This window comes from Bacillus sp. HMA207, assembly GCF_003402455.1.
Classification (GTDB): domain Bacteria; phylum Bacillota; class Bacilli; order Bacillales; family Bacillaceae_G; genus Bacillus_A; species Bacillus_A cereus.
The window spans coordinates 35,893-61,951 of sequence record NZ_BEZT01000001.1 but is presented as its reverse complement, the minus strand read 5'-3'; the positions used below and the strand labels follow the sequence as shown (position 1 = coordinate 61,951).

Genomic DNA, 26,059 nt, shown 5'->3' with positions numbered 1-26,059 from the left:
TGTAGCATCTTCACCCCGATATAAACAAAAATATTTTTTTAATTTCACTAGAGTATAACATAACCATACTTACCTGTGACATTCTAATAACACTACTAAAAAATAGAAGAATGGCTTGTTTGCATACTCTAGTTCTTTTTATGTACAATGAAGGAAAGAAGCACCTTCATATAAGGGAGAGGACAAACTTTGTTCAACCAACAGTTAGTTAATTTACGCATTGATTTTGCATTTAAACAATTGTTTGGTACGAATGGTAGCGAAGATATTCTAATTGCATTTTTAAATGCTATGTTACAAGAGTCTTTAGAGTCGCCCATTGCTTCTCTACAACTAGAAGATCCACATTTACACAGGGAATATGAAGAGGATAAGTTATCTATTTTAGACATTTCAGCGACATTAGACACAGGAACAAAAGTTAATGTAGAAATACAACTCAATAATAATCACGATATGGTTAAACGCAGTTTATATTATTGGGGAAGACTATACACATCTCAACTACAAAAAGGGATGCCCTACAGTGCACTTCACAAAACCATCACCATAAACTTACTAAACTTCGTAATGTTTTCGGAACACCCAGCCTTCCATACAACGAGCATATTATGGAATACACAACAACAAAAACTCCTGAGTGACGACATTGAAATCCACATTATAGAAATTCCAAAGTTAACTGAACAATGGCATGAAGAAAAAGTAAATCCGTGGAAAGATCCATTTGTTCGTTGGCTTTTATTGCTTTCAGCAAATGAGGATGAGCACTTAACTAAACTATTGGAGGATATTGCTATGAACCAAGACCCTATTTTACAAAAAGCAATAAATAAATGGGAACGTATGAGTCAGGATTCTTCTTTCCGACAAGCCTATGACGCAAGGGAGAAAGTTTTAATGGATGAAGCAGCAAAATTCGCCCATGCAGAGACAGAAGGAATAAAAAGAGGAATGGAACAAGGAATTAAAAAAGGGCTTGAAAAAGGCATTGAAAAAGGGCTTGAAAAAGGCATTCAACAGGGGAAAATTCAAATGATTAAAAATATGTATGATCTTGGTATACCACTTGAAACGATTGCTAAGGCAAGTAAATTAAGTTTGCATGAGATTGAGCATATTTTAGGACATAAATAGTGATAAAAAAAGAGCTTGAATAGTTTCAAGCTCTTTTTTTATCAAATTTCCTCAATACTATCCAATTGAGTCTTATAACACTCATCACACTCTGACCTAGTAGGAAGAATCCCTCTTTCATCAGGTAATAAAACCCTCAAAACTTCTCGATCCATCTCTACGAAAGACTTCATAATAATGGGATATCCTTCAATAATATCCGTATACTCAATCCCTTGTTCAAACTTTTTTCCGCTCTTTATCTCTTCTATTATGGTACAAAAAACACTATGCGCGACTTCAGGATCCATATTTAATGCTATTTGTAAATCTTGATGATTAAAGTTATCTCTTAGACCATGCGTATGATAATTAGCATGGATGCCATCAATATCTTCTGCTAATATGCTATGCATGTACCATCCATACTCTTGTAGCATATTTTCTTCCCATTCATCTGTATCCTCTTCTAAATCTTCATCAAACAAATTCGGATCATACCACACGTCCTCGTAATCTCCAGCAATTAAAAATCTCCAACCAGGTGGTAACCCTAAATACTTCTTTATTTCAGGTGCCCATTCATCAATATGTTGAACATGTAAAGGAAGAAAGAAATCTTCTTCTGTCCCCATTTCTTCACCAGCCCAAATGTACCAACCTGTCGTTCCGTTTTCTATAGGCATTCGTAACCCATTAATCGGAACAATACCATCTTTCACATTTTGCGCTATTCCTAATTTCAAGTCATTCGGAGATTCTACATACTCCGCTTTATATTTATCACATATACTCCTCTGTTCTTTTATGTATTTTTCCATCCTTTTAGCACACTCCCCAATTTTTGAAAGATAGATTTCTTTGCCGAAGCACTCTCTAACTTCCATACCCCACACGGATTATAAAATGGATCCTCTTGTTCATAACGATTATCTATATAATGAGATAAGAGATACACTGGAGCATCTTCTGTGAAACTAATTGTATCTCCATCTTTCAAATTAGGTTTTTCCAATATATTATGTAGGTTAAAATCATTCAATAAATCTACAGCTACTTCCGGATCTATCCCTCCGTCTAAAACAACGTCTGGTAGATTAAATGCTTGCATTCCACATGAATAATAACCGTCCTCTTCATCTCCAACTAAAGTTACAAGGTGCGAATACATCGGGAAGATTTCCTTATCCTCTGCAAGCTCTTGCCATTCTTCTTTCGAATAAGCCACACCTGCTGTTTCAACTTTTAAAGCAAGTCCACCTGCATTTAAAAGTTCCATTCCTACATCAATTACTTCTTGTAATCTCTCTGTATCGTCAACTTTTGCAATAACATACACTGTATAAGTATGCTTCTCCAACTCCTGAAGCAATTCTTCATTAAAACGCTCACCACCTGCATAGAAGAAAGCCTCTCTCAAAGAAGGGTCTTGTTCATATATATCAATTTCAAAGCCAATCTCTTTCTCCTTATGGTGCATCACATTTCCCGCTAATATATAGTTACTTTTCCTCACAACTTCTTGTATTAATTCTGTTCTATCTTTCCATAAACCAGGTACTCCAATAACGATTTGTGTCTCCATCATATGCACTCCACTTCTCATCTATTTTCAATCTATTCTTTCAATCTTCCAAACTAAATTAGCTGGGATATCTTTCTCTAAAAAGGTTAACATCCATACAGTTTTTCCTTTATCGTTCATCAGTAGCACTTTATGATTTAACTTCCAAGCCACTTCACTAACATGATGAAACATCTTATACATATCTTCTTCTCTAATAAGCTTTTCCTTTTTGATTAACCGCCTCGTTCTATACTCTCTTATTTCTAAGTACACGTCAGCATAAGCCACTTCATGCTGACATGTTATATTACATACGTATTTTTTATTCGGACTACTCTTTTTTATATATACGAACTCGTTTCTATAATTCAATTCTAGTATCTTATTCTTCACTTTTTCTAACTCTTCTATATCCCAATCATATTTCACAGCTAAACGCTTCATTTCCGCATGAACGATTTGAAGGGCTAATTCTTTTTTCTCTCTATCTGATAAATATGGAAAATCCCTCACACTCCCATATTCCACAAAAGCATTCATATATTCAGGGAAAATTCGATATTTCTTCTCCCACTCATCGAGTAATGAAATATCATCCACACAATGAATCAAAATACCTTTCTCATACTCCATTCTTAACTTTGGCATATGTCGACAATATAAAGAAGTAATACAGCTCGTCTCTTTACCAAAAGAGATATCTTCATCGTAGTTGCTTGTAGATGCTAACTGTAATGTCTCAGTGCTTCTAGTATGCTCTTTTACTTTTAGAAAACTCAATTGTATATCTCTTATAACTGGCATTTGCTCTCTCCTCTTCGCAATACAACTATGAAACATCTTTGTTAATACGCCTTAATCAATTTCAAGCCATCCCATTCCCATAGAAAGAAATAACAGCCCGATTACAAAAAAGAGACCCCCAGTTAAAAAATAGAACGGTGCTCCGTGCAATGGATCACTAAATAACTCTATCAAATTTCCAGCTACTACTTTCCATTTCTCTTTCTTTGAATTTTTTTCTTTTATTTCTTTAACAAATCGATAGATACTTATACTAATCAAAATAATTCCTATTAATAGGCATCCTACTATGATTAAAATCTCCAAATATAACACTCCATGTGTACATTTATATTTATTTTCGTTTACATACTATTGTTATTCATAATCCATTTTAGCTAATAAACAAACGAAAGAGAACTAGGTGGATTAATGTTTACTTAAAAATAAAAAGTCCGAAACTATATAAAGTGATTTCGGACTTTTTATTTTTAAAATATTAAATTACATTTCGAACAAAAAGGAGCTGAATTTCCTCTTCTAATTTTTGTATCACATTTTGGACAATATACATATCGTTCCTCTACCTTTTGTCGTTCTATCATGTGTAAAGATACTATTTTCATACTGCACATAATTCCAATTAAGATAAGGCTAAAAATGAGTAGCACAACGCTCTTCCTCCCTTAACTACTTACCTATATTTTACCATTAAATAAAGATAATTTTATACTTATAATCCTATCTTGTCCTTCATACTGGAAGAAACTTTTTTTACTTCTATTTACTCATCAGTGTGATTCTTTTTTGTCTATATAAATAAAGAATACCTGTAACAATAAAAACAATCACGCCAAAATACAAGCCATACTCTATCGCAACTGCTACAATACTTTCAATATGTTGTCCAAATAAAGAACCTAGCACAAAGTAAACGAGTGTCCAAAGAAATCCTGTCGTATAAGAATACAAAGCATACGTCTTAAATGACATGTTATTCATTCCAACTAAATACGGTACAACATGTCTTACAACTGGTATGAAGTAACTTGTAACTAATGCATAATGACCATACTTCTCTACCATCTCTTGCGATTTCACAACATACTTTGCTTTTTTCTTTTTCATTAGCTTATCAAGTACTTTTGTACCAAATATTTTCCCTAATATATAGCCTAAAGAAAGTCCGGACACAACGCCTAAATACGTTAATAAAAACGCAGGAATAACATTTAATATACCTAATGAAGATACAAAGCCTCCGCTCATAACAATCATTTCATCTGGAATTGGCATACCGATAATACCTAACCATAAACAGAAAAATAATGCCCAATAACCGTACTGCTCAATATAGGATAATAATTCATGTAATTCCATTATGCATACGCTCTCCTTAGCTCTTTTTTACAGCTAAAGACGTACGCTGGTGGGAAATTGAGCCACACTTTCTCTAGCGTAATTTCAGGAAAGAAGTGCTGTATAAATCCTTTTTTCACAAGTGAATATTGAAATGTAATAAATTCACCATTCTCATGTATCGCTTCCATTACATTGTTTAAAATACGTTTTGAAACTTCTTCTGGTAAAGAAGTAAAAGGTAATCCCGATAAAACGTAATCCACGCATTCTATATGGAACTCTTCCATATACTTCTTTATATTTTCAGCTGAACCGTGCACAACAATGACGTTCTGCTCATCTTTAAATTTTCTCTTTAGCTCTTTGCAAAACACTTCATTAATTTCAATAAGAAGAAATATTGTTTCCTTCTTTTTTCTCTTCATAATCTCTTTCGTAAAGACCCCTGTACCAGGCCCTAACTCTACAATACATTTCGCTTTATTAAAATCAATTACATCGACCATTTTCTTTGCTAATATTTTTGAACTTGGCGCAATTGCACCAGTATGTTTCGGATGTTTCATAAATTCATGTAAGAATGTTATGAGTTGCATATAAACCTCTCCTCATTCGTTCGGTAGTTTTTAACTTGTGTCTAAGTATAACTATCGTTTCTTAATAAAAATTGAGGAAGTTTCTTAAGATTTTATGAAGAATAAAAAAACAGCTATCGCCTGTAGCGATAGCTGCCCCTTATTACTTCGCACTCACGATCTTATAATAAGAACGAACAGTTAAGAAGTAATATCCAATATAAATAGCGCCGTATACTCCGATACTAATTAGAAGCGGAATCATAATTTCAAATGGTAGTATGTTCCCTAAACCTTTTAATGCAAACAAGCTGTGCAGGATTCCGATTACTAACGGGATTGCAAAGATAAAGCTTACTTGTTTTGCAATAGCTTTTTTCATTTCTTGTTTTGTGACCCCTATTTTGTGAAGTACAACATAACGCTCACGATCAGCATTTGCTTCTGTTAATTGTTTAAAGTAAATGATAGAACCTGTTGCTAGTAAGAATACAAGCCCTAAGAACATTCCAATAAACATCATTAATCCTGTTCCTTCAAGCCCCATATGGAAACCAGTGTAGAAATCTCTAAATGATAACACCATTTCTGATTCACCAGCTGGCATCACTTTTGTTAATTTTTCCGTTAACACTTTACTGTTTTTCTCATCTTTCACATCAATATTTTTTACAATACGTGTTCCAAATGCTTGTTTCGCTTGTTCATACATTTCATCTGAAACGACAACAACTAATTCACCTAAATTTGTAATCGCAACGTCATTTGCACCTTGGATTTTTAATTGCTTCGTTTCGTTCCCAATTTGGAATACTGCTTTGTTTCCTTTATATTGTGGACTAAACTCATGTCCTTCAATATACGAACTATCATATATAAATGCTTCATCAGCAGCTACATTCACTGTTTCTGCGTCGATTTTCTTAGCAAGCTTATTAAATTCAGATTGAGACATAAATTGATATTTCTCTGAGATACTGTAGTTCATATTAAAGATGAAATCAACTTTATCTCCTTCAAACTTCCCTTTTACAGGAACTGTCTCAATTTCAAATTGATCTTTAATCGGATGATCTTTCTTCTCTTCTGCAAAAATCGCATTTACTTTCTTATCAAGCGCTGCATCTTTTTTCTCATAAGAATAGCTATATGGTGCAACTGCTTTTGATTGCGTAAATGTGTTGTAATACATCGTAACAGACGTACCAACCGCTGTTAATGTTACCGCACTTAAAATAGAAATTGTCGCAAGTGATTTTGCATTTCCTTTAATACGATATAGTAGCTGCGACGTCGTTACCATATTCATACCGTTATAAAACGATGATTTATTATTTCTTGCACGTTTCAATACGAATACTGTAAAGAACATAAATAGTAAGTACGTACCTAATACTGTCGCCAATAAAATATAAAGTGCAACTGCCATAAAGTCTGCATATTTAACTGCTTTCATGAACATTAATGCTAAAAAATAACCTGAACCGATTAAGATAACTGAAATTAATGCCATAATAACTGATCCTTTTGGCATTGCTTCTCCTTCACGTTCGGCGCGGAAAAGTTCAATTAGCTTAAATCGATAAATTAAACGATATCCTTGAAGTGATGTATATAAAATAATCACAAAGAAAATAAGTGCTGTATCAATAATGGCAGCCATCGGTACTTCAAAATGAACATTTAAGTTTAATCCCATCATGCTTACTAGCAGTTCAAGGAATAATTTTGAAAGGACACTACCAATCGCAATACCGATAATTAAAGACATTAATCCCATTAACATATTTTCATAAAAGAGCATTTTACCAATTTGTCTTTTACGGATACCTAATAACGAATATAAGCCAACTTCTTTTTTACGTTTACGTGTAAAGAAACCGTTCGAATATATAATAAACACTGCTACGAAAATGATAAGCATGACACTTGAAACTTGGAACGCTCCGCTAATTTTTTTTGAAGCTTCTGCAGCTTTTTCCATTTGTGAATTGTATTGCAATGCTTTAAATGTAAAATAAATAACGATACTAAAAATCATAGATGCAAAATATACAAAGTAGTCTTTAAAGTTCCGCTGTATGTTGCGGAGGGCAATGCTAGATAAGGTCATCAGCCATACCCCCAGAAATAGAAGACATTACATCAACAATTTTTTGGAAGAACTGTTTACGCGTCGATTCACCGCGGTGCAATTCTTTATATAGTTCACCATCTTTAATGAAAATAACTCGTTTACAATAACTTGCTGCAAATGCATCATGCGTTACCATTAAAATTGTTGAGTTATCATATTCGTTTAACGACTTCATACTTTCAAGTAAATCTGTTGCAGATTTAGAATCAAGCGCTCCAGTTGGCTCGTCTCCGAAAATCATACTTGGATTCGTAACAATCGCACGTGATGCTGCGCAGCGCTGCTTCTGTCCACCAGATACTTGATATGGGAACTGACTTAAAATATGATCAATACCGAATTTCTTTGAGATTTCAAGAACGCGGCGATCAATCTCACTCGCTTTCACCTTTGATAACGCAAGTGGTAAAGCGATATTCTCTTTCACCGTTAACGTATCTAATAAGTTATAATCTTGGAAAATGAAACCTAAATGATCGCGGCGGAATAACGCTAACTTATCGTCATTCATTTTTACGATATCTTTTCCATCAATTAAAATTTCACCGTTCGTCGCATTATCAATTGTAGAAAGAACATTTAGTAGAGTCGTCTTACCAGAACCTGAAGGTCCCATAATTCCAACGAACTCACCTTCTTTTACTTGTAAGTTAATACCTTTTAACGCTGCAAATTTATTACCACCCGTGTCATATACTTTTTCAATATTTTTTGCTTCTAGCACTGTTTTCATCTCGACATCCCTCATTTCATCTATTCTCTATTTTCAACTATATACACTCTCTACTCTTGCCACTATCGATGTTTCTTACACAAACATGACAGTTATGTAAGGCACATAAGTAAAGAAATCAAAAAGTTAACGTAATGAATTAAAGTACTTTGTTACTATAACATTGGGATATCATACCATCCATTCATTCTCCTTACAGGAACATTACAATTTTGTAAGGTAAAAAATGCACCTACAAAGTTGTGCACGAAATGTCGGATGGAGCTATTTCGTTCCTGCTATTCTATGTACAGAGGAGGTCATAATATGGATTCACTTAAAAATATGAATGCTGCAATGCGCTATATTGAAGATAACCTTACGAATGAAATTGATTTTAAAGAAGTTGCGAGGCTAGCTCTTTGTTCTGAGTATCACTTTAAAAGAATGTTTTCGTTTTTAGCAGGTATATCACTATCAGAATATATTCGCTGTAGACGTCTTACTCTCGCTGCCTTTGAACTAAAAAACAGCAATGTAAAAGTCATTGATATCGCTATAAAATATGGATACAACTCACCAGATTCATTCGCTCGTGCATTTCAAAACTTGCACGGTATAACACCTTCAGAAGCCCGAAATAGTAGCCATTCTTTGAAGGCTTATTCACCAATGACCTTCCAATTATCCATTCAAGGAGGAAATGAAATGAATTATCGAATTGAAGAAAAAGAGCCATTTCGAATTATAGGTATTACAAAACGAGTACCAATCGTTTTTAATGGTGTAAATGAAGAAATTGCTTCTATGTGGAAAAGTTTAAACCCAGAGTCTATTCAAACATTAAAGTCCCTTTCAAACATTGAACCTACTGGAATTATTAGTGCCTCTACTAATTTTTCTGAAGGAAGAATGGAGGAAAAAGGCGAACTCGATCACTACATTGGAGTAGCCACAACGAAAGATTGCCCAGAGCAATTCGTACAACTTGAAGTCGCAGCTTCAACATGGGCTATATTTGAAGCTGTCGGGCCGTTTCCTGATGCACTACAAAATGTATGGGGACGTATTTATTCTGAATGGTTCCCTTCTTCGAACTATGAACTAGCGGAAGGGCCGGAAATATTGTGGAATGAACAGAAAGATATATCTTCTCCAAACTTCAAAAGTGAAATTTGGATACCGGTTTTAAAGAAGTGATAACAAAAGGAAAGAGCTAAGCATTGTGCTTAGCTCTTTTTACATATTTGCTTACTCGTAAAAGTGTATATATTTCATCAGTTCTTCCATTCCTTTAAATTGGAGTAATAGTTGAGTGTTCAAGTTTTCTAAAGCCAACTGAAAGGAACGTTCAATTTTTCCATAAGGTAATGTTTCTAAATCATCTAGCAAGCTTTTCATATTTTCTATATAATACACGGTTTTTCTCAAACTGCTTATAACCAGTATTTTACGCAGTTCTGATATTGGAAACATTCTATAACCGTTTTCTTTATTTCTTTCTGAGTGGACTAACCCTTCATGTTCCCAATGACGGATAGCCGAAGTATTTACGCCTGCTATTTTTGCAGCCTCTCCAATGCTCATACGTTCACTTAACTCTACATTTTTATATTTAGTAAAATCAGCATTTCGAATCATGTTTAGTATTTCTTCTACTCGCTTTTTCTCCACCTGAATATTGAATTGCTGTTCATTAATTAACCAGAGTGCTTCTTCAAACTTTACGTTTTTAATCATCCTCATAACTTTATAAACAATAGGTATATCATATCCTTTTAATAATGCTCTAATGGTAATAAATGCTTGAAAGTGTATCGATGTATAAAACCGGTGATTACTTTCCGTTCTTGGCACAACAGGAATGAGATTTTGTTCTTCATATCTTCTCAAAGTTGTTGTGCTAACATTTAAGACATTCGCAATTTGTTTAGGACTATATGTCTTCATTTATTAACTCCTTTTTAAAGTTAAACCTTAAAGTGCTACATTAACATATTTCAAATAAAATCCTTATATATACGAGAAAAAAATCATAAATCCGGAAGATTGCATGAATGTTATATGATTTTAGTATAAACAATTTAGGAGTGATAGAAATGGAGAAAATCATAAAACTTACGGACGAATCAGTATTAAAGGTTGGTTTGGTTGGAAATCCAAAATTTAGAACGATCATGCTCCCAGTTGCTAAAGAATCTGTATATGGGCAAGATGCTGAAACTTTAAAGTTGTGGGGGGTAGATCCTGAATTTGGAAAACATTTTATTGATGGACTCATAGATAAGTTTCAGATTTTATATTTTGACTACGAAGGTCATCGTTTGCAACATCCAAATCCAGAGAATCTCACACCTGAAAATATAGTAAAAGACCTATTAACAATTGCTGACGAAATGAATATTAATAAGTTTAGTTATTATGGTTACTCTTGGTTAGCTTTAGCTGGGTTACAATTAGCCATTCGAACGGATAGATTAGACAGTATAATCATGGGCGGGTTTCCACCAATAGATGGTCCATATAAAGAAATGATGGTAGTAACAAATAAAACATACGAGCAAGCTGTGAATAATCACAATTCTCCTGTTATTGATCAAGCACATATTAATCCTGAAAAAATTGATTGGGATAACATACAGATAAAGATCGACATGAGTCAAACTAAACAGTTTGTTACAATGTACGAGAATTTGATGGAGTTTGATGATCAAGACATCCAACATAAACTAATCATTCCGAGATTAGCGTTTTCTGGGGAAAAAGACACTATTGTTTACGGTGAAAATTTTGGCAATGTAGTAGTTGATATTATTGGTATACTTCAAAAAAACAAACAAAAGTTAGAACATCTTGGATGGGATATAGAAATCTTAAGAGGAAATGATATGGATCACACTAAGGCTATGCAACCTATAACAGTTCTGTCATTGATAAAGCCTTGGTTAATTAAAAATTTGAATATAACTTATTAAATATAGTAATTCGAATACCCTAAAAACAAAGCTGCTCTTCCCTAAAAGGAAAAGCAGCTTTATTTACATTTTAAACTCTTCTTTATAAATACTATATGACTTTATTGTTGATACGATAATACATATTAATATGATTCCAATCCCCATAAAAATATTAAATGGATCTGGAAGCAAAGCCCCGGCATATATACAAAGTGAACCTATTACAAATACCCTCGAAGCAAATCTATGTGTTTTTCTCCAAACTACAGGATTTTCTAATGTCCAGTCCATTCGAATGCCTACTAACCCGTTCGGCTTCGTTTGTTGCATGTAATTACCTAGTACAAGAAACAATGTTCCAAGTCCAAAATTAAATGCAATTGAGCCCGATGCAATATAATTAGACGCTGCTAATAGCGCAAATAAGTTACAACCGAATCCTATTAAAAGAATTGCATAATGGACTGCGGAAAGGACTTTAGCATGCTGTTTATACTTATCTTTCGTTACATCAATATACCCAAGAGCTAGCCATATCAAATACAGCAACATCATGCTACCTATTGAAACAGAACTTGCTTCTACTTTAGAAAAATATCCATCTACTACTCCTGCCGCATTATAATGGCGTGGAATTTGTTCTGGTAAATATGGCCATACAATATACCATCCAATTGCAATGCCAATAATTAAACTCCATGGTAATACGTGTCTTTTCATCCTCTCTCCCCCATAATTTTTTATTAGGCCCCTATTTCTTTTTTATAAGCAACATAAGAATATCCCATCGTTAATCCTACTGCACCAATAATAATTCCAACCATTACGAAAGATTTCCACGCCACTGGTGCAAAAACACTTAAAATCATAATGATCCCCAATGCAACAAACACCTTTCCGCTAAAACGATGCGTTTTTCTCCACACTTCTTCGTTACTTAATGTCCACGGTGTTTTTATACCTACAAAGTAGTTTGGTTTACATTGTGGTAAATAGTTTCCGATGACTATAAATAAAATACCCACTAATAATTCCGGCACGCGATTAATGAATAAATTGTATCCTAATCCACTTGTAATAATATCTATATTCCCTACAAATAGTAGCAGTAGTATCCCGTTATTCATCATCATAAAAGCTTTAGAAAACTTCTCGTAGTTCGCTTTCTTTGGATCAATCTTTGGTAACACGTTTAGAAAAATATATAAAACAATCATAATTCCAACCATAGAAAGCATTCCATACGATTTAGAAGAATATCCATCTACTTTACCGCCGCTCCAATGCGTTGCAATTGTATCCGGTAAATGTGGCCAAGCAAACGCCCAAGCTAAACAAGTTATAACAATTAATAAGATTGCAAAAAGATGCTTTTTCATTTCCCCTCTTCCCCCTTATTCGTAAATGTAAACACCCAAGTCAATAAATCTTGAAAGACCGTTGTGTTTAAAGAGTACATAACGAATTGCCCTTTCTTTTCATCTTGAATAAGTTCAGCATTTTTAAGTGCATTTAAGTGGTGTGAAATACTTGGTTTTGTCATATTGAAGTGTTCAGCAATCTCACCAGCGGTTAGATCGCCTTCTTTTAATAAGTCTAAAATTTTTCGCCTTGTTGGATCTGCTAATGCTTTGAATGCTTGATTCAATGTCTTTCTTCCTTTCGATAATTAGACATTTAGATATTTATCTAAATATTAAACCGATTACCGTTATTTGTCAATTTCATCCAGCGCCCTTTTTACTTTTCTCACTTTTAACCTATACTGTTTACTAGCTTATCTTTCAACATAATGAAAAGACTTGAAACACATGATACACTATAGCTACAATTGTTTTTTTTGAGGAGGAATATACATATGTATAAAATTTTAATCGTTGAAGACGATCCAAATATTTCATCATTACTGCAATCTCACATTCAGAAGTACGGTTATGAGGCTGTGGTAGCGGAGAATTTCGATGATATTATGGAATCGTTTAACGCAGTGAAACCCCATCTTGTTTTACTTGATGTAAACTTACCGAAATTCGATGGTTTCTACTGGTGCCGTCAAATTCGTCATGAATCTACTTGTCCAATTATTTTCATTTCAGCGCGTGCTGGTGAGATGGAACAAATTATGGCAATTGAAAGCGGTGCGGATGATTACATTACAAAACCATTCCACTACGACGTTGTAATGGCGAAAATCAAAGGACAATTACGCCGTATTTACGGTGATTATGCACCAAATATTTCGGAACGTATCGTTGAAGTAGAAGGATTAAAACTATTCCCTGAACGTCCAGAAATTCACTTCGGATCTGAACAAGTTCTTTTAACGAAGAAAGAGGCAATTTTAGCAGAAATGTTATTATCTAAATTTCCTCGTACAGCGAGCCGTGAAGATTTATTAGCTGCGCTTTGGGATGACGAAAGCTTCGTTGAGGAAAATACATTAAACGTAAACATTACACGTCTTCGTAAAAAGTTTAATGAGCTTGGCATTGAGAACTCTATTGAAACAGTACGTGGACTTGGATATCGCTTTAACGCAACTTGGAGTGAATAAGCATGAAGCTATTTTTACGTGATCATTTTGCATTTTTCCTACTGTACGTTTTAAACTTCGGTATCATTTTCGTTCTTTATGATGCAGTAGATGGATTTCAAAACAATAAATTTTACTTCGTCGTTTTAAGTTTATATTTATTTATTTGTTTCCTCGCTTACCGTTACGTTCGCAATCGTAGAATGTACCATAGATTAAGTGAGCAACCAGAAAAAATGGAAGATGCGTTTATTGAAAGAGCGACTGCTCCGATGCCTCACGGTGTCAATGAACTCGTGCGTACGCAGTACCGCCTCTTCCAAAAAGAACTACAATCGTATGAAGTAAAACAACAAGAACATCAACTATTCATTAACCATTGGGTACATCAAATGAAGACACCTGTTTCTGTTATGCAGCTTATGGTGCTAGAAATGGAAGACGAGCATTTAATTCCAAAGTTTAAAAAAGAATTAGAGCGTCTAAACCAAGGGCTTGATATGGCTTTATACATGGCTAGGTTAAATAACTTCCATGAAGATTTCCATGTCGAGACGATTTCATTAAAAGATACGGTAACAAAAAATATTAATGGATTAAAAGAACTATTCATTCGTAATGGTGTCTTCCCTGTTTTAGAAGTCCATTCTGATTTAAAAGTTGCTTCTGATGCGAAATGGCTAAAATTTATCATCTATCAATTAATGACAAACGCTGTTCGTTACTCCGGTGAGCGCGGAAAGAAAGTTTTCTTATCTGCTTACCGAAACGGAAAAGATATTATTTTAGAAGTTCGTGATGAAGGTGTTGGTATTCCACAAGAAGATATTCGAAGAGTATTTGAACCGTTTTACACTGGGAAAAACGGTCGCGCCTTCGGAGAATCTACTGGTATGGGACTTTATATTGTAAGTAAAATTTGTGATTATTTAGGTCACTCTGTCAAACTAGATTCTGAAGTTGGTAAAGGAACGACCATTAAAATCATCTTCCACAATGCTGCAAATAATCAAGCAGAACATACGGAGAAGGTGACCGAAGTATGATCGTAACATATGCAAGCAAAATGTATGAGAACTCACTCTCATACATTTTTTGCAATACAACTACTTCTATATCTTCTAGCCGGAGGTATAATCTATGACATTTTGGCAATTTGCATTTAAAAACGTCACGCGCAACTCAAGAGCTTATTTTGCTTACTTTGTAAGTAGCTCCTTTTCCATTGCTGTGTTCTTTTCGTTTGCTGTTTACTTATTCCATCCGAAATTACAAAACTTTGACATGACCTCTGAAATTTCAGGATTAATGATATTTTCAGAAGTAGTAATTGTATTTTTCTCTTTCTTCTTTTTACTATATTCCATTGGTACTTTTTTAAAAGTTAGAAAAAAACAATTTGGTGTTTTGACCATTTTAGGAATATCGAGAAAACAATTACATCGTCTTGTTTTTATGGAGAATATGTTAATCGGGATTTTATCTATCTTTTTCGGCATGCAGTTTGGAGTTGTTTTTTCTCAATTTTTCTTATTAGTAACAGCCAAACTTACCCATGTTCCAGGAATATATTTATACGGGCCTACTAACGCGTTTATTTTAACAACCATTGTTTTCCTTAGTCTTTTTATCATTGTATCTGCATTCACACCAATGCTTATTCGTACAAAAAAAGCAGTACACCTTTTAAAAACAAATGGTGGAAAACAAAAAGAAAGAAAACCATCCATACTTGTTTCATTATTTGGTGCGATTTGTTTATTTGGTGGTTATGCGTTAGCTGGAAATCCTAAATATTTCGTATCAGTAAGCCCGCAAATCGGTGTTATATATATGGTTTCAAGTATTTTCGTTATCCCAACGCTTGTTACAATTGGAACATATTTCTTCTTTTCACAAATTAGTTTCTTACTTATTTATATTTTAAAGAAAAGAAGGAAGTTTTATATGAAACGGATTAATATGCTTTGGATTTCGGATTTAGCGAGCCGTATTCGAACGAATATTAATATGCTGTTTATTGTAGCGATGCTATCTACAATTGCTTTCACAATGATTACGTTTCTATATGGATTCGGGAAATTTATTAAGCTAGAGGTGAATAGAACTTCTCCTTTTCCAATTTCTTATTTTTCTTATGATGCGAACCCTTTTGTTACAGAACATTTAAATTGGCTTGAGCAACAATTACAAAAAGAGCATTTCCCTTATCAAAAAATAAAAGCTGATATATATGAAACACCACTAAAAGAAGATAAAGATATAGCTATTTATAATGACGTATACGCAATTAAGCAAAGTGACTATAACAAACTTGCAGATTCTTTACGAATGAAACAACTATTTATGGATGATAACGAAGCATATGTGCTAACAGGGACATCTTATATCACCATATTCAACGAATTTGAGCAAAGCTACAAAAGAGATTACATTACACTCTCTAGTACAAATACGAAATTACGAGTAAAAGGTTATGAGCATGTAAACGCAATCCCATCTGACTTTTCATATCAAACGATAGTGTTGCCTGATATTATCGTAAATAACTTACCTAACACCGTAAAACATATATCAGCATACAATTACAAAATTCAAAACTGGGAACAGACATATGAAATTGCTGATAATTTTATAGAAAAAGTGCAAAAAGATCGAAATAAATTCCAGTATGAAGGACCTCTTATTCGTTCCTTTGAATCAGCAGGATCGTTATACAAAATAACATCAGGCAGTGCTGCATTTTTCCTAATTGGAACATTTTTAGGAGTTATTTTCTTCATTGGAGCTGGTAGCGTTCTTTACTTTAGAATGTATACGGATTTGACGAACGAACAAGAGAAATATATAACGATTTCTAAAATCGGTGTAACAGATACAGAGATGAAACGATCTGCAACCATTCAACTTAGTATTTTATTTTTCATTCCGTACATTATGGCATCCATTCATACAATGTTCGCAACAAAAATGCTACAAGATGTAATTGGTTTATCTCTGTTCAAAGAAGTTTCAGCCGTTCTTATTATTTTTGGATTCGTTGAAATCGTATTTTTCTTATTCATTCGTTCACTTTATATGCAAAAATTATCACATTACACGAGTGGACAAAATATTTAAAACAAACTTGATGAAAAGAGTATCTTTCATACTCTTTTCATCTTCACCCTATTAGGAGGTTTAGGTGAATGACATTTTGGCAGTTTGCATTTAAAAACGTCACAAGAAACGCCAGAGCTTATTTCGCCTATTTTGTAAGCAGTGCGTTCTCCATCGCAATCTTTTTCTCATTTGCAGTTTATTTATTTCATCCTAAATTGCATATGACAGACGTGAATTATTCTCTGAACATATTAATGACAATTTCAGAAGTTGTCATTGTGTTCTTTTCATTTTTCTTTTTACTGTATTCAATCGGGACGTTTTTAAAAGTACGAAAAAAACAGTTCGGGATTTTAACAGTGCTTGGCATATCTCAAAAACAATTAAAGCGACTCATATTTATAGAAAATATGTTAATTGGTGTTCTTTCTATATTTTTTGGCATTCAACTTGGAGTTGTCTTTTCACAGTTCTTTTTGTTAGTTACCGCTAAAATTACACACGTACCTGGTTTATATTTATATCCGCCTACAAGTGCTATCGTTTTAACTATCATCATCTTTCTTGGGCTCTTCATTCTCGTATCATCTTTTACACCGATGCTCATTCGCACGAGAAAAGCCGTACGTCTTTTAAAAGAAGGAAAACAACAAAAAGAAAGAAAAGCATCCGTGCTCATCTCTCTATTTGGTGCGATCTGTTTAATATGTGGATATGCGTTAGCCGCAAATCCGCTGTATTTTATGTCACTAGGTGACATAATTGGACTTTTATATGCCGTCTCTAGTATATTTGTCATCCCATCGCTTATTGCAGCTGGAACATACTTTTTCTTTTCACAAATCAGTTTTTTACTTATTCGTATTTTAAAAACGCGAAGAAAGTTTTATATGAAACGAATTAATATGCTTTGGATTTCCGATCTAGCATCACGTATTCGGACAAACATTAACATGCTCTTTATTGTAGCGATGCTATCGACGCTCGCTTTTACAATGATTACATTCTTATATGGATTCGGGAAGTTTACAAAGTTTGATGAAATTAGACAAAACCCTTTCCCGTTTACGTATTTATCACATACTGAAAATACGTTAGCTGATGAACATTTAAACTGGTTAGAGCAGAAATTTAATGAAGAGCACTTTACTTATACAAAATTTAAAACGGATATATATGAAGTATCTTCGGCTGAAGATAACACGCAGCTCTATTATGCCATTAAACAAAGTGACTATAATGTACTTGCTAAGGCTTTAAATTGGGAAACGCTCACGGTCAATAAGAATGAATCTTATATTCTTATGAAAGACTTAGATGATCAAGTTATTGGAACGCTTCATAATAAAGACAACAAAAATACTCTTACACTTACTCAAAACAATTTACAACTACAAGTGAAAGAATATAAAAGTTATAACCCATTCCCAAATCGCTTAATATACCAATTGCTCATACTATCTGATGAAAATGTAGAAGCATTATCCAACGTTTCAAAACAAATGAGTGTATATAGCTTTAAAGTTACAGATTGGGAAAAAGCACATAACATCGGTTCGGCATTTTCAACAAAGATTTATAATGAAAGTGAAGCAATCAAAGCAGAGCATCCTCCTTTCCACGCAAGTGAGGCGAGTGATTCTCTATATAAAGCAAAACTAAATGTCGCTTCGTTCTTCTTAATTGGTACTTTCCTAGGAGTTATTTTCTTTATCGGTGCTGGCAGTGTTCTTTACTTCCGGATGTATACAGATTTAACAAATGAGCAAGAAAAATATATAACGATTACGAAAATTGGCTTAACTGAGACTGAAATGAAACGTTCAGCGACAATTCAGCTTGCGATTCTTTTCTTCGTGCCTTACATTATGGCATCAATCCATACGATGTTTGCGACAAAGATGTTACAAGAAATATTACATCTCTCGTTCTTCGCTGAAATTACAGTCGTACTGTTAATTTTTGGAACAGTTGAAATTTTATTTTTCCTTTTAATTCGTTCCTTTTATATGCAAAAATTATCACAACACATTAAGTTTTAAAAAGTAGGAAGGTGATTACTATGGAAGAAGTATTACACATAAAAAACGTCTCAAAAGTATATGAGGGAAAAGTCCCTCATACTGCTTTAAAAAATATAAATTTACACGTGGATAAAGGTGAATTCGTTGCCATTATGGGACCATCTGGTAGCGGGAAATCTACATTTTTAAACGTTATCTCTACAATCGATTCTCCGACTTCTGGTGATGTCGTGATTAACGGAAAAAAACCGCACACATTTCGTAGAGAGAAGTTAGCGATTTTCCGCCGCCAAGAGTTAGGATTTGTTTTCCAAAACTTTAACCTACTAGATACACTAACAATCGGTGAAAATATCGTACTACCTTTAACATTAGATAATGTTCCATTAAAAGAAATGGATGAAAAGCTTGATAACATTTCAAAAAAGCTTGGAATTGATCATATTTTGGACAAGCGTATTTTTGAAGTTTCCGGGGGACAAGCACAGCGTACCGCAGTAGCACGTGCTGTTATTCATCACCCTTCTCTCTTACTAGCCGATGAACCGACAGGAAACTTAGATTCAAAAGCGGCAATTGACGTAATGGAGTTATTTACGAAATTAAATAAAGAAGAAGATGCAACGATTTTAATGGTTACGCACGATCCGTTTGCAGCAAGTTATTGTAACCGTGTTATTTTCATTAAAGATGGAGAGCTTTATAATGAACTACACCGCGGATTATATCGCGAAAAATTTTATCAAGAAATATTAGATGTTCTAGCATTATTAGGAGGAAGACGTGGATGACATTTTGGCAATTCGCATTTAAAAATGTCTCACGTAATTCGAAAGCATATTTCGCCTACTTTGTAAGTAGTGCTTTTTCTATCATGGTTTTCTTTTCATTTACTGTATACGCGTATCATCCGCGCTTACAGAGTGTACAAAGCTTTCAAGAACGTGATCCTCTAATGAACTTAGCTAGTACAGCACAGCTTGTGATCGTTATGTTCTCGTTCTTCTTTCTCTTATATTCAATTGGAACATTTTTAAATGTTCGGAAGCAGCAATTCGGGATACTCACTATTCTTGGTATCTCACAGAGACAATTAAAAAGATTGTTATTTACCGAAAACATGATAATTGGGATATTGTCTATCTTTATCGGCATTCAAGGTGGACTTGTATTTTCTAACTTTTTCTTATTAGTCACTTCGAAATTAACAAGTGCGAAAGGTCTCTATTTATATTGGCCAACAGAAGCGATTATCGTTACAACCGTAACGTTTATCATTTTATTTTTAATCGTTTCTACGTTTACACCAATGTTTATTCGTACTCGAAAAACAGCCCACCTCATTAAAGGGAACAAGAAAATGCCAGCTGAAAAAAGACCATCTATACTCATCTCTTTATTCGCTTTAATTTGTTTAGGGCTATGCTATTATATCGCTGGTTATCCGCGAGGCTACGTAACGGAAAAAAATGTGCAAAATGGATCTGTCTTTTTTATTATGTTATCTATTTTACCGCTCGTAATAGTCGGGACATATTTATTCTTTTCACAAACATTCCTTCTTTTCATCTATATTTTAAAGAAGCGCAGAAAGTATTATTTGAAACAAATAAATATGTTATGGATTTCAGATTTAGTTTCTCGTACACGCAGTAATATTAATGTACTCTTTATTGTTTCTATGCTATCTGCACTTGCATTTACGATTATTATTGGATTATTCGCCGCTAATAACAATACGAAGGCATCAGTACTAGAGCGATATCCCGTTCCCTTCACGTATACATCAGAAGGTGACAATTCCCTTGAACAAAAGCATATTTCTACAATTGAAACGGAGCTTACAACTAATAATTTTCTTTACAAAAAATATAAGTTTACAGTATTAAAAGATACAGCTTCCAAAGAAAATATTATGCTTATGAAGATGAGTGATTATAACGCAATTGCTAAACAATTGAAAAGACCGGAAATAACAATCGATTCTACAGAAGTTTATATTATTTCTCGGCACTCACCAGAACTTCTCGATCTCGTATCTAATCCATTTGCAAAGCAAAATACGATTACACTCGGGTCTAATAAAAAAGAATTTCATATTAAAGGGTTTATTAATAAGGGAATCGAACCATCCTTTGCATTCCCACATTTAGCTGTCGTACAAGATTATGTATTTGATAATATGATTCCTCATATTGAAACAACTGTAATCTATAACTACTTCGTAGAAAACTGGGAAAATGCAATCGTTCCAACCAAAAATATGTTACGTGTTATTAGTGGCGATGCGCGTGAGTTCTACGAAAAGCATACAGAAGAGAACGCTCAAGTTCCTTTCTTCATACATACGGCTACGGATGAACTTATTTACGGTAAAGGAAATGCAGTCGCTCAATTCTTTATTTGGGCATTTCTCGGCTTTATTTTCTTTATCGGAGCAGCTAGTGTTTTATATTTCCGTATGTATAATGACTTAACAACTGAAAGACAAAAGTATATTACGATTACAAAGCTTGGCTTAACTGAATCAGAAATGTTTCGCTCTGCAACGATTCAATTAGGAATTTTATTTTTCGTTCCTTATATCGTTGCTGGTGTTCACACATTATTTGCGGTTAAGTTTTTACAAAGCATGTTTTCTTTCTCCTTATTAAAAGAGACATGTATCGTACTCACCTTTTTCGGGATTATCGAGATCATTTTCTTCTTCTTAATCCGTTCTCTTTACATTAATAAATTATCACAGCATATAAAAATATGAATAAAATAGCCTTGTGCAATATGCACAAGGCTATTTTCAATAGTTTTTAATAATTAGCAGCAATATCCGCCGTAGCCGCCAGCATAACCGCCATAACCACCATAGCCACAACCGCCGCCTCCGCCGAAGCAGCTAGCACCGATGATAATTAATAAAATAAACAATACGATCAGAAGCGCAAAACCGCCTCCGCAACCATGTCTGCGGTTACAATCATCATGTCTGTGTTCACACTTTTCGCTCATTACCCTATTCCTCCTTTAGTATCATTCATAACAAGTTCACCTTGCTCTAAATGAGGGGATTCCATTTATATTATGTTTTCAGGGCGAATAGGAAGCTTGGCTTACCTAAAAACGGGCTTGTTTTAGGAATTGGGCTTAATCAAAAAAAAGATACCTATTTAGGTATCTTTTAAAGAAACATATTCAACACAAGCGCAAAACCAAATGCAATAAATGATAACAATGTCTCGAGTACCGTCCACGTTTTAAAAGTTTCCTTCACCGTCAAACCTAAATACTCTTTTACAAGCCAGAACCCTGCATCATTTACGTGAGAAAACATTAATGAACCTGCACCGGTTGCAATAACAAGCAACTCTAAATTCACACCAGACATGTGCTGAATAACTGGTGAAACAATCCCTGCTGCTGTCGTTAATGCTACTGTAGCTGAACCTGTTGCAATTCGAATTAAACCAGCTACCATGAAAGCTAATACGATTGGTGATAACGAAATATGTTCTGCCATTTGTGCAATAGCTGTTCCAACGCCGCTTTCAATTAATATTTGTTTAAATCCACCGCCTGCACCAATTATTAAAATAATAGAACCGACAGGCAATAAACTTTCATCTGTTAATTTTTTAATCATCTTTTTATTAATACCTTGTTTGATACCAAGTAAATAAAATGCTGCGAAACATGAAATAAGTAAGGCGATTACTGGACTTCCTATAAACACGAAAAATTCAGTTAATTTTTTCGGTAATGAAATATATGGTGCAACTACTGATAAAATCATCAATACAACTGGTAATAAAATAATAAAGAATGAAACTTTACGACTTGGCAAATCAGTTGATACTGTCGTAACTCGAACAAGCTCCGGTTCATTTTCAGGTATAACCCTCTTATGTACCCACTTTGCAAATATTGGGCCTGCTATAATAGCCGTCGGTAACGCGATAATTAATGAATATAAAAGTACCTTTCCTAAGTTCGCGTTATAAATACCGATTGCTGTCATCGCCCCTGGATGCGGAGGCACGAGCCCGTGAACAATAGATAATCCTGCAATGACAGGTAACGCAATTAATAATATATTTTGCTTCGTCGTTTTTCGAATGGAAATAACAAGTGGTAATAAAATGACGATCCCCACTTCAAAAAACACTGGAATCCCTATAACAAATCCTGCAAATAACATAGCCCAAGGTAGTTTCTTTACACCGAAAAATCGAATAAAGAAATCTGCCACTTGCATGCCGGCCCCTGAATCGGACATCATTTTCCCTAAAATTGTTCCGAGAGCTAAAATACCAACTAAATGCCCTAGTACACTACCAACACCAGTTTCATAGGCAGTCACTATTTTCGTTACATTCAGTCCAGACATGATAGCTAAAAACAAACTCGCAACTGTTAAACTAATAAATGCATGCCATTTCCACCATGATACCCCTAAAATAACAATCGCAATTGCAAGTAACGTGACGATTAATAAGTATATATCCATCTCCCATTCTCCTTACTTTATAAAGTGAAACTTTAATCAGTGGGGGTTTTGTTCATCCCCCACTGATTATTAGTTGAACCAATCGGACGTTTATGGACAGTTGATCTCCCACCTAACTTCTTTGCTTCAACTGAATTTTGAGGTGGGAGTTTTACTTTCCGTTAACGCGGGATAAAAAAAGAGGGAAAATCCCCTCTTTTTTATACGTCATAATTCACTACATAATGCTGCATTTCTGTATTGTAGTAGCCTTCGCTATATTCAATTACTTCGCCAACTTCATCGTAAGAATAACGCATGCGTTTTAATAGCGCTGTCCCCTCTTTTTCACCTAGCGCTTCTGCAACGAAAATAGGCGCGAGTCCAACAGCGAATTCATCTCTGAAGTTTTCTAAATGAATACCTCGGTCTTCAACTAAATCATAAAGCGATTGCAAGTCAAAATCCGATAAATCTGAACTTGCCATTCCTGCTGAGAAATAGTGCGTATAATGAATGTACGGTGCATCATTTAACGTATATAAACGTTCAATACGAAAACTCTCCTTACCGAATAATCGAAATGGCACTGTTCCTTCTTCATTCTGCACAATTTCTGCTTTTAGCAATTTCTTCTGTACTTTATATCCTTCTTCCACTAACACTTCAGTAAATTTCTTACCCTTTGACAGTTTTGTCGCAGAAGTATTGCGGATGACTTTCGTTCCTTTACCGCTTTTCTTTTCCAAATATCCTTCTTGAGCGAGTTCTTTAATCGCATTTCGCACTGTAATTTTACTCACTTTGAACTCTTCTTCTAACTGCGGTTCGGAAGGAATATTCGTATGAATCGCATATACACCATGCAATATTCGATCACGAATAATATTTTTTATTTGCAAATATAATGGTCCTTTTTTTCTCGTTACGTTCACCGTTACACCCACTACCTTTCTACATCACCTACTGATGCCGTCATTGCCCGAAGTATATCCTTCTCTGATGACATTGGCGTATCACCGACGATTGTATGTGCTAGCATTCCAGCTGCTGACGCAAATGAAACAGCTTTCTCTGGTGCGAACTCCTTTATCTCGCCATGAATAATTCCGCTCGTATAAGCATCTCCAGCACCTATTCTATCATATACAGAAAACGTAAGTGTTTTTGCAAAAGTGAACGTTCCATCTTTACATATAAACCCGCGAAGCGAATGTGTATTATCACTGTTAATAGAGCGATGAGTACCAGCGATTGTAGCGATATGATACGTTTCAGCTACCTTTGGAATAAGATCAACAAGTTGCGCCTTTCGCTCCGTTTCTTCGGTTTTTATTCCTAAAACAAACATTGCATCTTTTTCGTTCATCATAACGATATCAGCAAGTCCCAGCATTTCTTCATAATGCGGTTTTGCCTGTTCATATCCGTCTTCTCCCCAAAGTGATGGACGATAATTACAATCAAAAACGACGGTTCCTCCGTTTTCTTTAACTGCTCTCGCTAAAGACTTCATATGATGGCGCACCGTATCATTCATCGCAAGTGTAATACCGCAAAAATGAACGATATCAATTTCCTTAGCAATTTCTTCAAATTGGTACATCTCTTCAGACGCCGTATTGAAGCTACTTTCTAGTCGATTCGAATACGTAACGCGGCTTGCACGTGCACCGAATCCATTTTCTAAAAAATACATACCTACATATTTACCGCCTCTTGAAACAAGAGAAGTTTGAATCCCTAACTTTTGAATGTAAGATACAGCTGCATCTCCAACCGAATTTTCCGGTAAAGTTGAAATAAGAAGCCCTTCATGCCCTAAGTGAGAAAGTGCCGCTGCAACGTTCACACCTGTACCTGAAAATGAGTAATTTAACGTGTTAGCTTGCGACAACAATTCATATCCAGGTACTTGCAGGCGCATCATTACTTCGCCGAACGCTGCAATTTTCTTACGCATATTGATCAACTAGCTTCTTCACGACTGCTAATAATTCACGCACATCTTCTACTTTCGTGTTACCAGTTTCTTTATCAATAATAGAAGAGTACACGTGCGGGATAACTTGCTCTACATTTGCTTCAAGCGCAATACGTACAATTGTTTCGAAGTTTTCTTTATCAATTCCGCCTGTTGGCTCTAATGCGAATCCTTCTTCCGCACAAGCTTTCGCAACTGCGCGATATTCTTCTTCGTGAGCTAGCCCTTTCATTGGGAAGTACTTCAATGAATTTCCGCCCATATCACGTACAAGTGCGATCGCTGTTTTAATTGGAACGATTGCTTTTTCTTCTCCAGCCGCACTAATTGGGCCAGTAGAAATATTTACGTAACCTACTTTTCCTGTTGGCGATACTAAACTATTAATCCAGCTATCTTTTTCGCCAAGATTTGCACGTGTCGCTCCAACTGAAGGGAACACTTGGTTAATATGACTGCCAGGATAATGCTTCGCAATTTCAGCGACAACTGCCGCTTGGCGATTATCCCCTGCACCTAGTCCGATTGATACAGCGTCATCAATTTCTTTTCCGTATGCTTTCATCGCTGTAACAGCTTCTTCTACAGTTGCATAATCTTTTGATAAAACACCTACTACTACATATCCTTCTGCTGCTTCAAAAATATCTTTCGCATTTTGGATATTGTTTGCCAATACATTTAATGCTACGCGGTCTTTATAAAAACGTTTTTGAATGTTTGTCAT

Annotated in this window: 27 protein-coding genes; 9 read left to right on the top strand and 18 right to left on the bottom strand. The window is 34.7% G+C overall.

Features of this window, described 5'->3' with window-relative positions; all coding sequences use genetic code 11:
* Positions 1-189 precede the first annotated feature (189 nt).
* Positions 190-1,137 carry an Rpn family recombination-promoting nuclease/putative transposase gene (locus tag HMAS_RS00385; protein WP_063264160.1) on the top strand — a complete coding sequence of 316 codons (948 nt, stop codon included), beginning with the start codon at positions 190-192 and terminating at the stop codon, positions 1,135-1,137.
* Positions 1,138-1,178: 41 nt separating this feature from the next.
* On the opposite strand, the gene HMAS_RS00380 is transcribed toward HMAS_RS00385, so the two are convergent.
* The 9 genes from HMAS_RS00380 to HMAS_RS00340 all read right to left on the bottom strand — a co-directional run bounded on the left by HMAS_RS00380 (position 1,179) and on the right by HMAS_RS00340 (position 8,273).
* The gene (locus tag HMAS_RS00380; RefSeq protein ID WP_000417366.1) at positions 1,179-1,937 is read right to left on the bottom strand and encodes a DUF4262 domain-containing protein; all 759 of its coding nucleotides are present in this window, start codon (positions 1,935-1,937) and stop codon (positions 1,179-1,181) included.
* Positions 1,922-2,701, bottom strand: coding sequence for a DUF4261 domain-containing protein (locus HMAS_RS00375; RefSeq protein ID WP_000449846.1), 780 nt, complete (start codon positions 2,699-2,701; stop codon positions 1,922-1,924). The genes HMAS_RS00380 and HMAS_RS00375 overlap by 16 nt, the downstream gene beginning before the upstream one ends.
* A gap of 27 nt (positions 2,702-2,728) precedes the next feature.
* Positions 2,729-3,487 carry a hypothetical protein gene (locus tag HMAS_RS00370; RefSeq protein WP_001144129.1) on the bottom strand — a complete coding sequence of 253 codons (759 nt, stop codon included), beginning with the start codon at positions 3,485-3,487 and terminating at the stop codon, positions 2,729-2,731.
* Positions 3,488-3,538: 51 nt separating this feature from the next.
* Positions 3,539-3,793, bottom strand: a complete 255-nt coding sequence (locus HMAS_RS00365; protein WP_000404319.1) for a hypothetical protein — start codon at positions 3,791-3,793, stop codon at positions 3,539-3,541.
* A 164-nt stretch (positions 3,794-3,957) separates the two neighbouring features.
* A complete protein-coding gene (locus tag HMAS_RS00360) occupies positions 3,958-4,137 on the bottom strand; it encodes a hypothetical protein (protein ID WP_001986677.1) in 180 nt (59 codons plus the stop codon).
* Between the two features lie 109 nt (positions 4,138-4,246).
* Complete coding sequence (locus HMAS_RS00355; protein ID WP_000418906.1) at positions 4,247-4,846, bottom strand: DedA family protein; 600 nt, start codon at positions 4,844-4,846, stop codon at positions 4,247-4,249.
* Positions 4,846-5,424, bottom strand: coding sequence for a class I SAM-dependent methyltransferase (locus HMAS_RS00350; protein WP_001176087.1), 579 nt, complete (start codon positions 5,422-5,424; stop codon positions 4,846-4,848). Before HMAS_RS00350 ends, HMAS_RS00355 begins: the two co-directional genes overlap by 1 nt.
* Before the next feature lie 142 nt (positions 5,425-5,566).
* Complete coding sequence (locus HMAS_RS00345) at positions 5,567-7,516, bottom strand: ABC transporter permease (RefSeq protein ID WP_000176132.1); 1,950 nt, start codon at positions 7,514-7,516, stop codon at positions 5,567-5,569.
* A complete protein-coding gene (locus tag HMAS_RS00340) occupies positions 7,503-8,273 on the bottom strand; it encodes an ABC transporter ATP-binding protein (protein ID WP_000859655.1) in 771 nt (256 codons plus the stop codon). Before HMAS_RS00340 ends, HMAS_RS00345 begins: the two co-directional genes overlap by 14 nt.
* A 306-nt stretch (positions 8,274-8,579) precedes the next feature.
* Between HMAS_RS00340 and HMAS_RS00335 the strand changes: the two genes are divergently transcribed.
* Positions 8,580-9,452, top strand: a complete 873-nt coding sequence (locus HMAS_RS00335) for an AraC family transcriptional regulator (RefSeq protein WP_000377719.1) — start codon at positions 8,580-8,582, stop codon at positions 9,450-9,452.
* A 51-nt stretch (positions 9,453-9,503) separates the two neighbouring features.
* Here the strand turns inward: HMAS_RS00335 and HMAS_RS00330 are convergent, their stop codons facing one another.
* A complete protein-coding gene (locus tag HMAS_RS00330; protein WP_000861047.1) occupies positions 9,504-10,202 on the bottom strand; it encodes a MerR family DNA-binding transcriptional regulator in 699 nt (232 codons plus the stop codon).
* Between the two features lie 149 nt (positions 10,203-10,351).
* On the opposite strand from HMAS_RS00330, the gene HMAS_RS00325 reads away from it, so the two are divergent.
* Positions 10,352-11,227, top strand: a complete 876-nt coding sequence (locus HMAS_RS00325; RefSeq protein WP_000411236.1) for an alpha/beta fold hydrolase — start codon at positions 10,352-10,354, stop codon at positions 11,225-11,227.
* 63 nt (positions 11,228-11,290) lie between these two features.
* On the opposite strand, the gene HMAS_RS00320 is transcribed toward HMAS_RS00325, so the two are convergent.
* From HMAS_RS00320 to HMAS_RS00310, 3 genes are read right to left on the bottom strand one after another with little or no spacing between them, the layout of a single operon-like run.
* Positions 11,291-11,929 carry an SdpI family protein gene (locus tag HMAS_RS00320; RefSeq protein WP_116344661.1) on the bottom strand — a complete coding sequence of 213 codons (639 nt, stop codon included), beginning with the start codon at positions 11,927-11,929 and terminating at the stop codon, positions 11,291-11,293.
* 23 nt (positions 11,930-11,952) lie between these two features.
* Positions 11,953-12,588, bottom strand: a complete 636-nt coding sequence (locus HMAS_RS00315; RefSeq protein ID WP_000716363.1) for an SdpI family protein — start codon at positions 12,586-12,588, stop codon at positions 11,953-11,955.
* A complete protein-coding gene (locus HMAS_RS00310) occupies positions 12,585-12,857 on the bottom strand; it encodes an autorepressor SdpR family transcription factor (RefSeq protein ID WP_001070523.1) in 273 nt (90 codons plus the stop codon). Before HMAS_RS00310 ends, HMAS_RS00315 begins: the two co-directional genes overlap by 4 nt.
* A gap of 210 nt (positions 12,858-13,067) precedes the next feature.
* On the opposite strand from HMAS_RS00310, the gene HMAS_RS00305 reads away from it, so the two are divergent.
* The 6 genes from HMAS_RS00305 to HMAS_RS00280 all read left to right on the top strand — a co-directional run bounded on the left by HMAS_RS00305 (position 13,068) and on the right by HMAS_RS00280 (position 21,629).
* Complete coding sequence (locus HMAS_RS00305) at positions 13,068-13,763, top strand: response regulator transcription factor (protein ID WP_000276738.1); 696 nt, start codon at positions 13,068-13,070, stop codon at positions 13,761-13,763.
* A gap of 2 nt (positions 13,764-13,765) precedes the next feature.
* Positions 13,766-14,788, top strand: a complete 1,023-nt coding sequence (locus HMAS_RS00300; RefSeq protein WP_000765342.1) for a sensor histidine kinase — start codon at positions 13,766-13,768, stop codon at positions 14,786-14,788.
* Between the two features lie 94 nt (positions 14,789-14,882).
* A complete protein-coding gene (locus tag HMAS_RS00295) occupies positions 14,883-16,862 on the top strand; it encodes an ABC transporter permease (RefSeq protein WP_025709990.1) in 1,980 nt (659 codons plus the stop codon).
* A gap of 68 nt (positions 16,863-16,930) precedes the next feature.
* Positions 16,931-18,886, top strand: coding sequence for an ABC transporter permease (locus HMAS_RS00290; protein WP_025709989.1), 1,956 nt, complete (start codon positions 16,931-16,933; stop codon positions 18,884-18,886).
* A 20-nt stretch (positions 18,887-18,906) separates the two neighbouring features.
* Complete coding sequence (locus HMAS_RS00285; protein ID WP_000393250.1) at positions 18,907-19,659, top strand: ABC transporter ATP-binding protein; 753 nt, start codon at positions 18,907-18,909, stop codon at positions 19,657-19,659.
* Positions 19,656-21,629, top strand: coding sequence for an FtsX-like permease family protein (locus HMAS_RS00280; RefSeq protein ID WP_025709988.1), 1,974 nt, complete (start codon positions 19,656-19,658; stop codon positions 21,627-21,629). Before HMAS_RS00285 ends, HMAS_RS00280 begins: the two co-directional genes overlap by 4 nt.
* 53 nt (positions 21,630-21,682) lie before the next feature.
* Here HMAS_RS00280 and HMAS_RS00275 read toward each other — a convergent pair whose 3' ends face one another.
* The 5 genes from HMAS_RS00275 to dagF all read right to left on the bottom strand — a co-directional run bounded on the left by HMAS_RS00275 (position 21,683) and on the right by dagF (position 26,059).
* Complete coding sequence (locus HMAS_RS00275) at positions 21,683-21,874, bottom strand: YjcZ family sporulation protein (protein ID WP_001290392.1); 192 nt, start codon at positions 21,872-21,874, stop codon at positions 21,683-21,685.
* A 169-nt stretch (positions 21,875-22,043) separates the two neighbouring features.
* Positions 22,044-23,369: a gluconate permease GntP gene (gene gntP / locus HMAS_RS00270; RefSeq protein ID WP_025709987.1), complete on the bottom strand. Its 1,326-nt coding sequence runs from the start codon at positions 23,367-23,369 to the stop codon at positions 22,044-22,046.
* 200 nt (positions 23,370-23,569) lie between these two features.
* Positions 23,570-24,295: a GntR family transcriptional regulator gene (locus HMAS_RS00265; protein ID WP_025709986.1), complete on the bottom strand. Its 726-nt coding sequence runs from the start codon at positions 24,293-24,295 to the stop codon at positions 23,570-23,572.
* Positions 24,295-25,311 (bottom strand): sugar kinase, encoded by a 1,017-nt coding sequence (locus HMAS_RS00260; protein WP_001227510.1) that lies wholly within the window; start codon positions 25,309-25,311, stop codon positions 24,295-24,297. The genes HMAS_RS00265 and HMAS_RS00260 overlap by 1 nt, the downstream gene beginning before the upstream one ends.
* Complete coding sequence (dagF, locus tag HMAS_RS00255) at positions 25,304-26,059, bottom strand: 2-dehydro-3-deoxy-phosphogluconate aldolase (protein WP_000181896.1); 756 nt, start codon at positions 26,057-26,059, stop codon at positions 25,304-25,306. The genes HMAS_RS00260 and dagF overlap by 8 nt, the downstream gene beginning before the upstream one ends.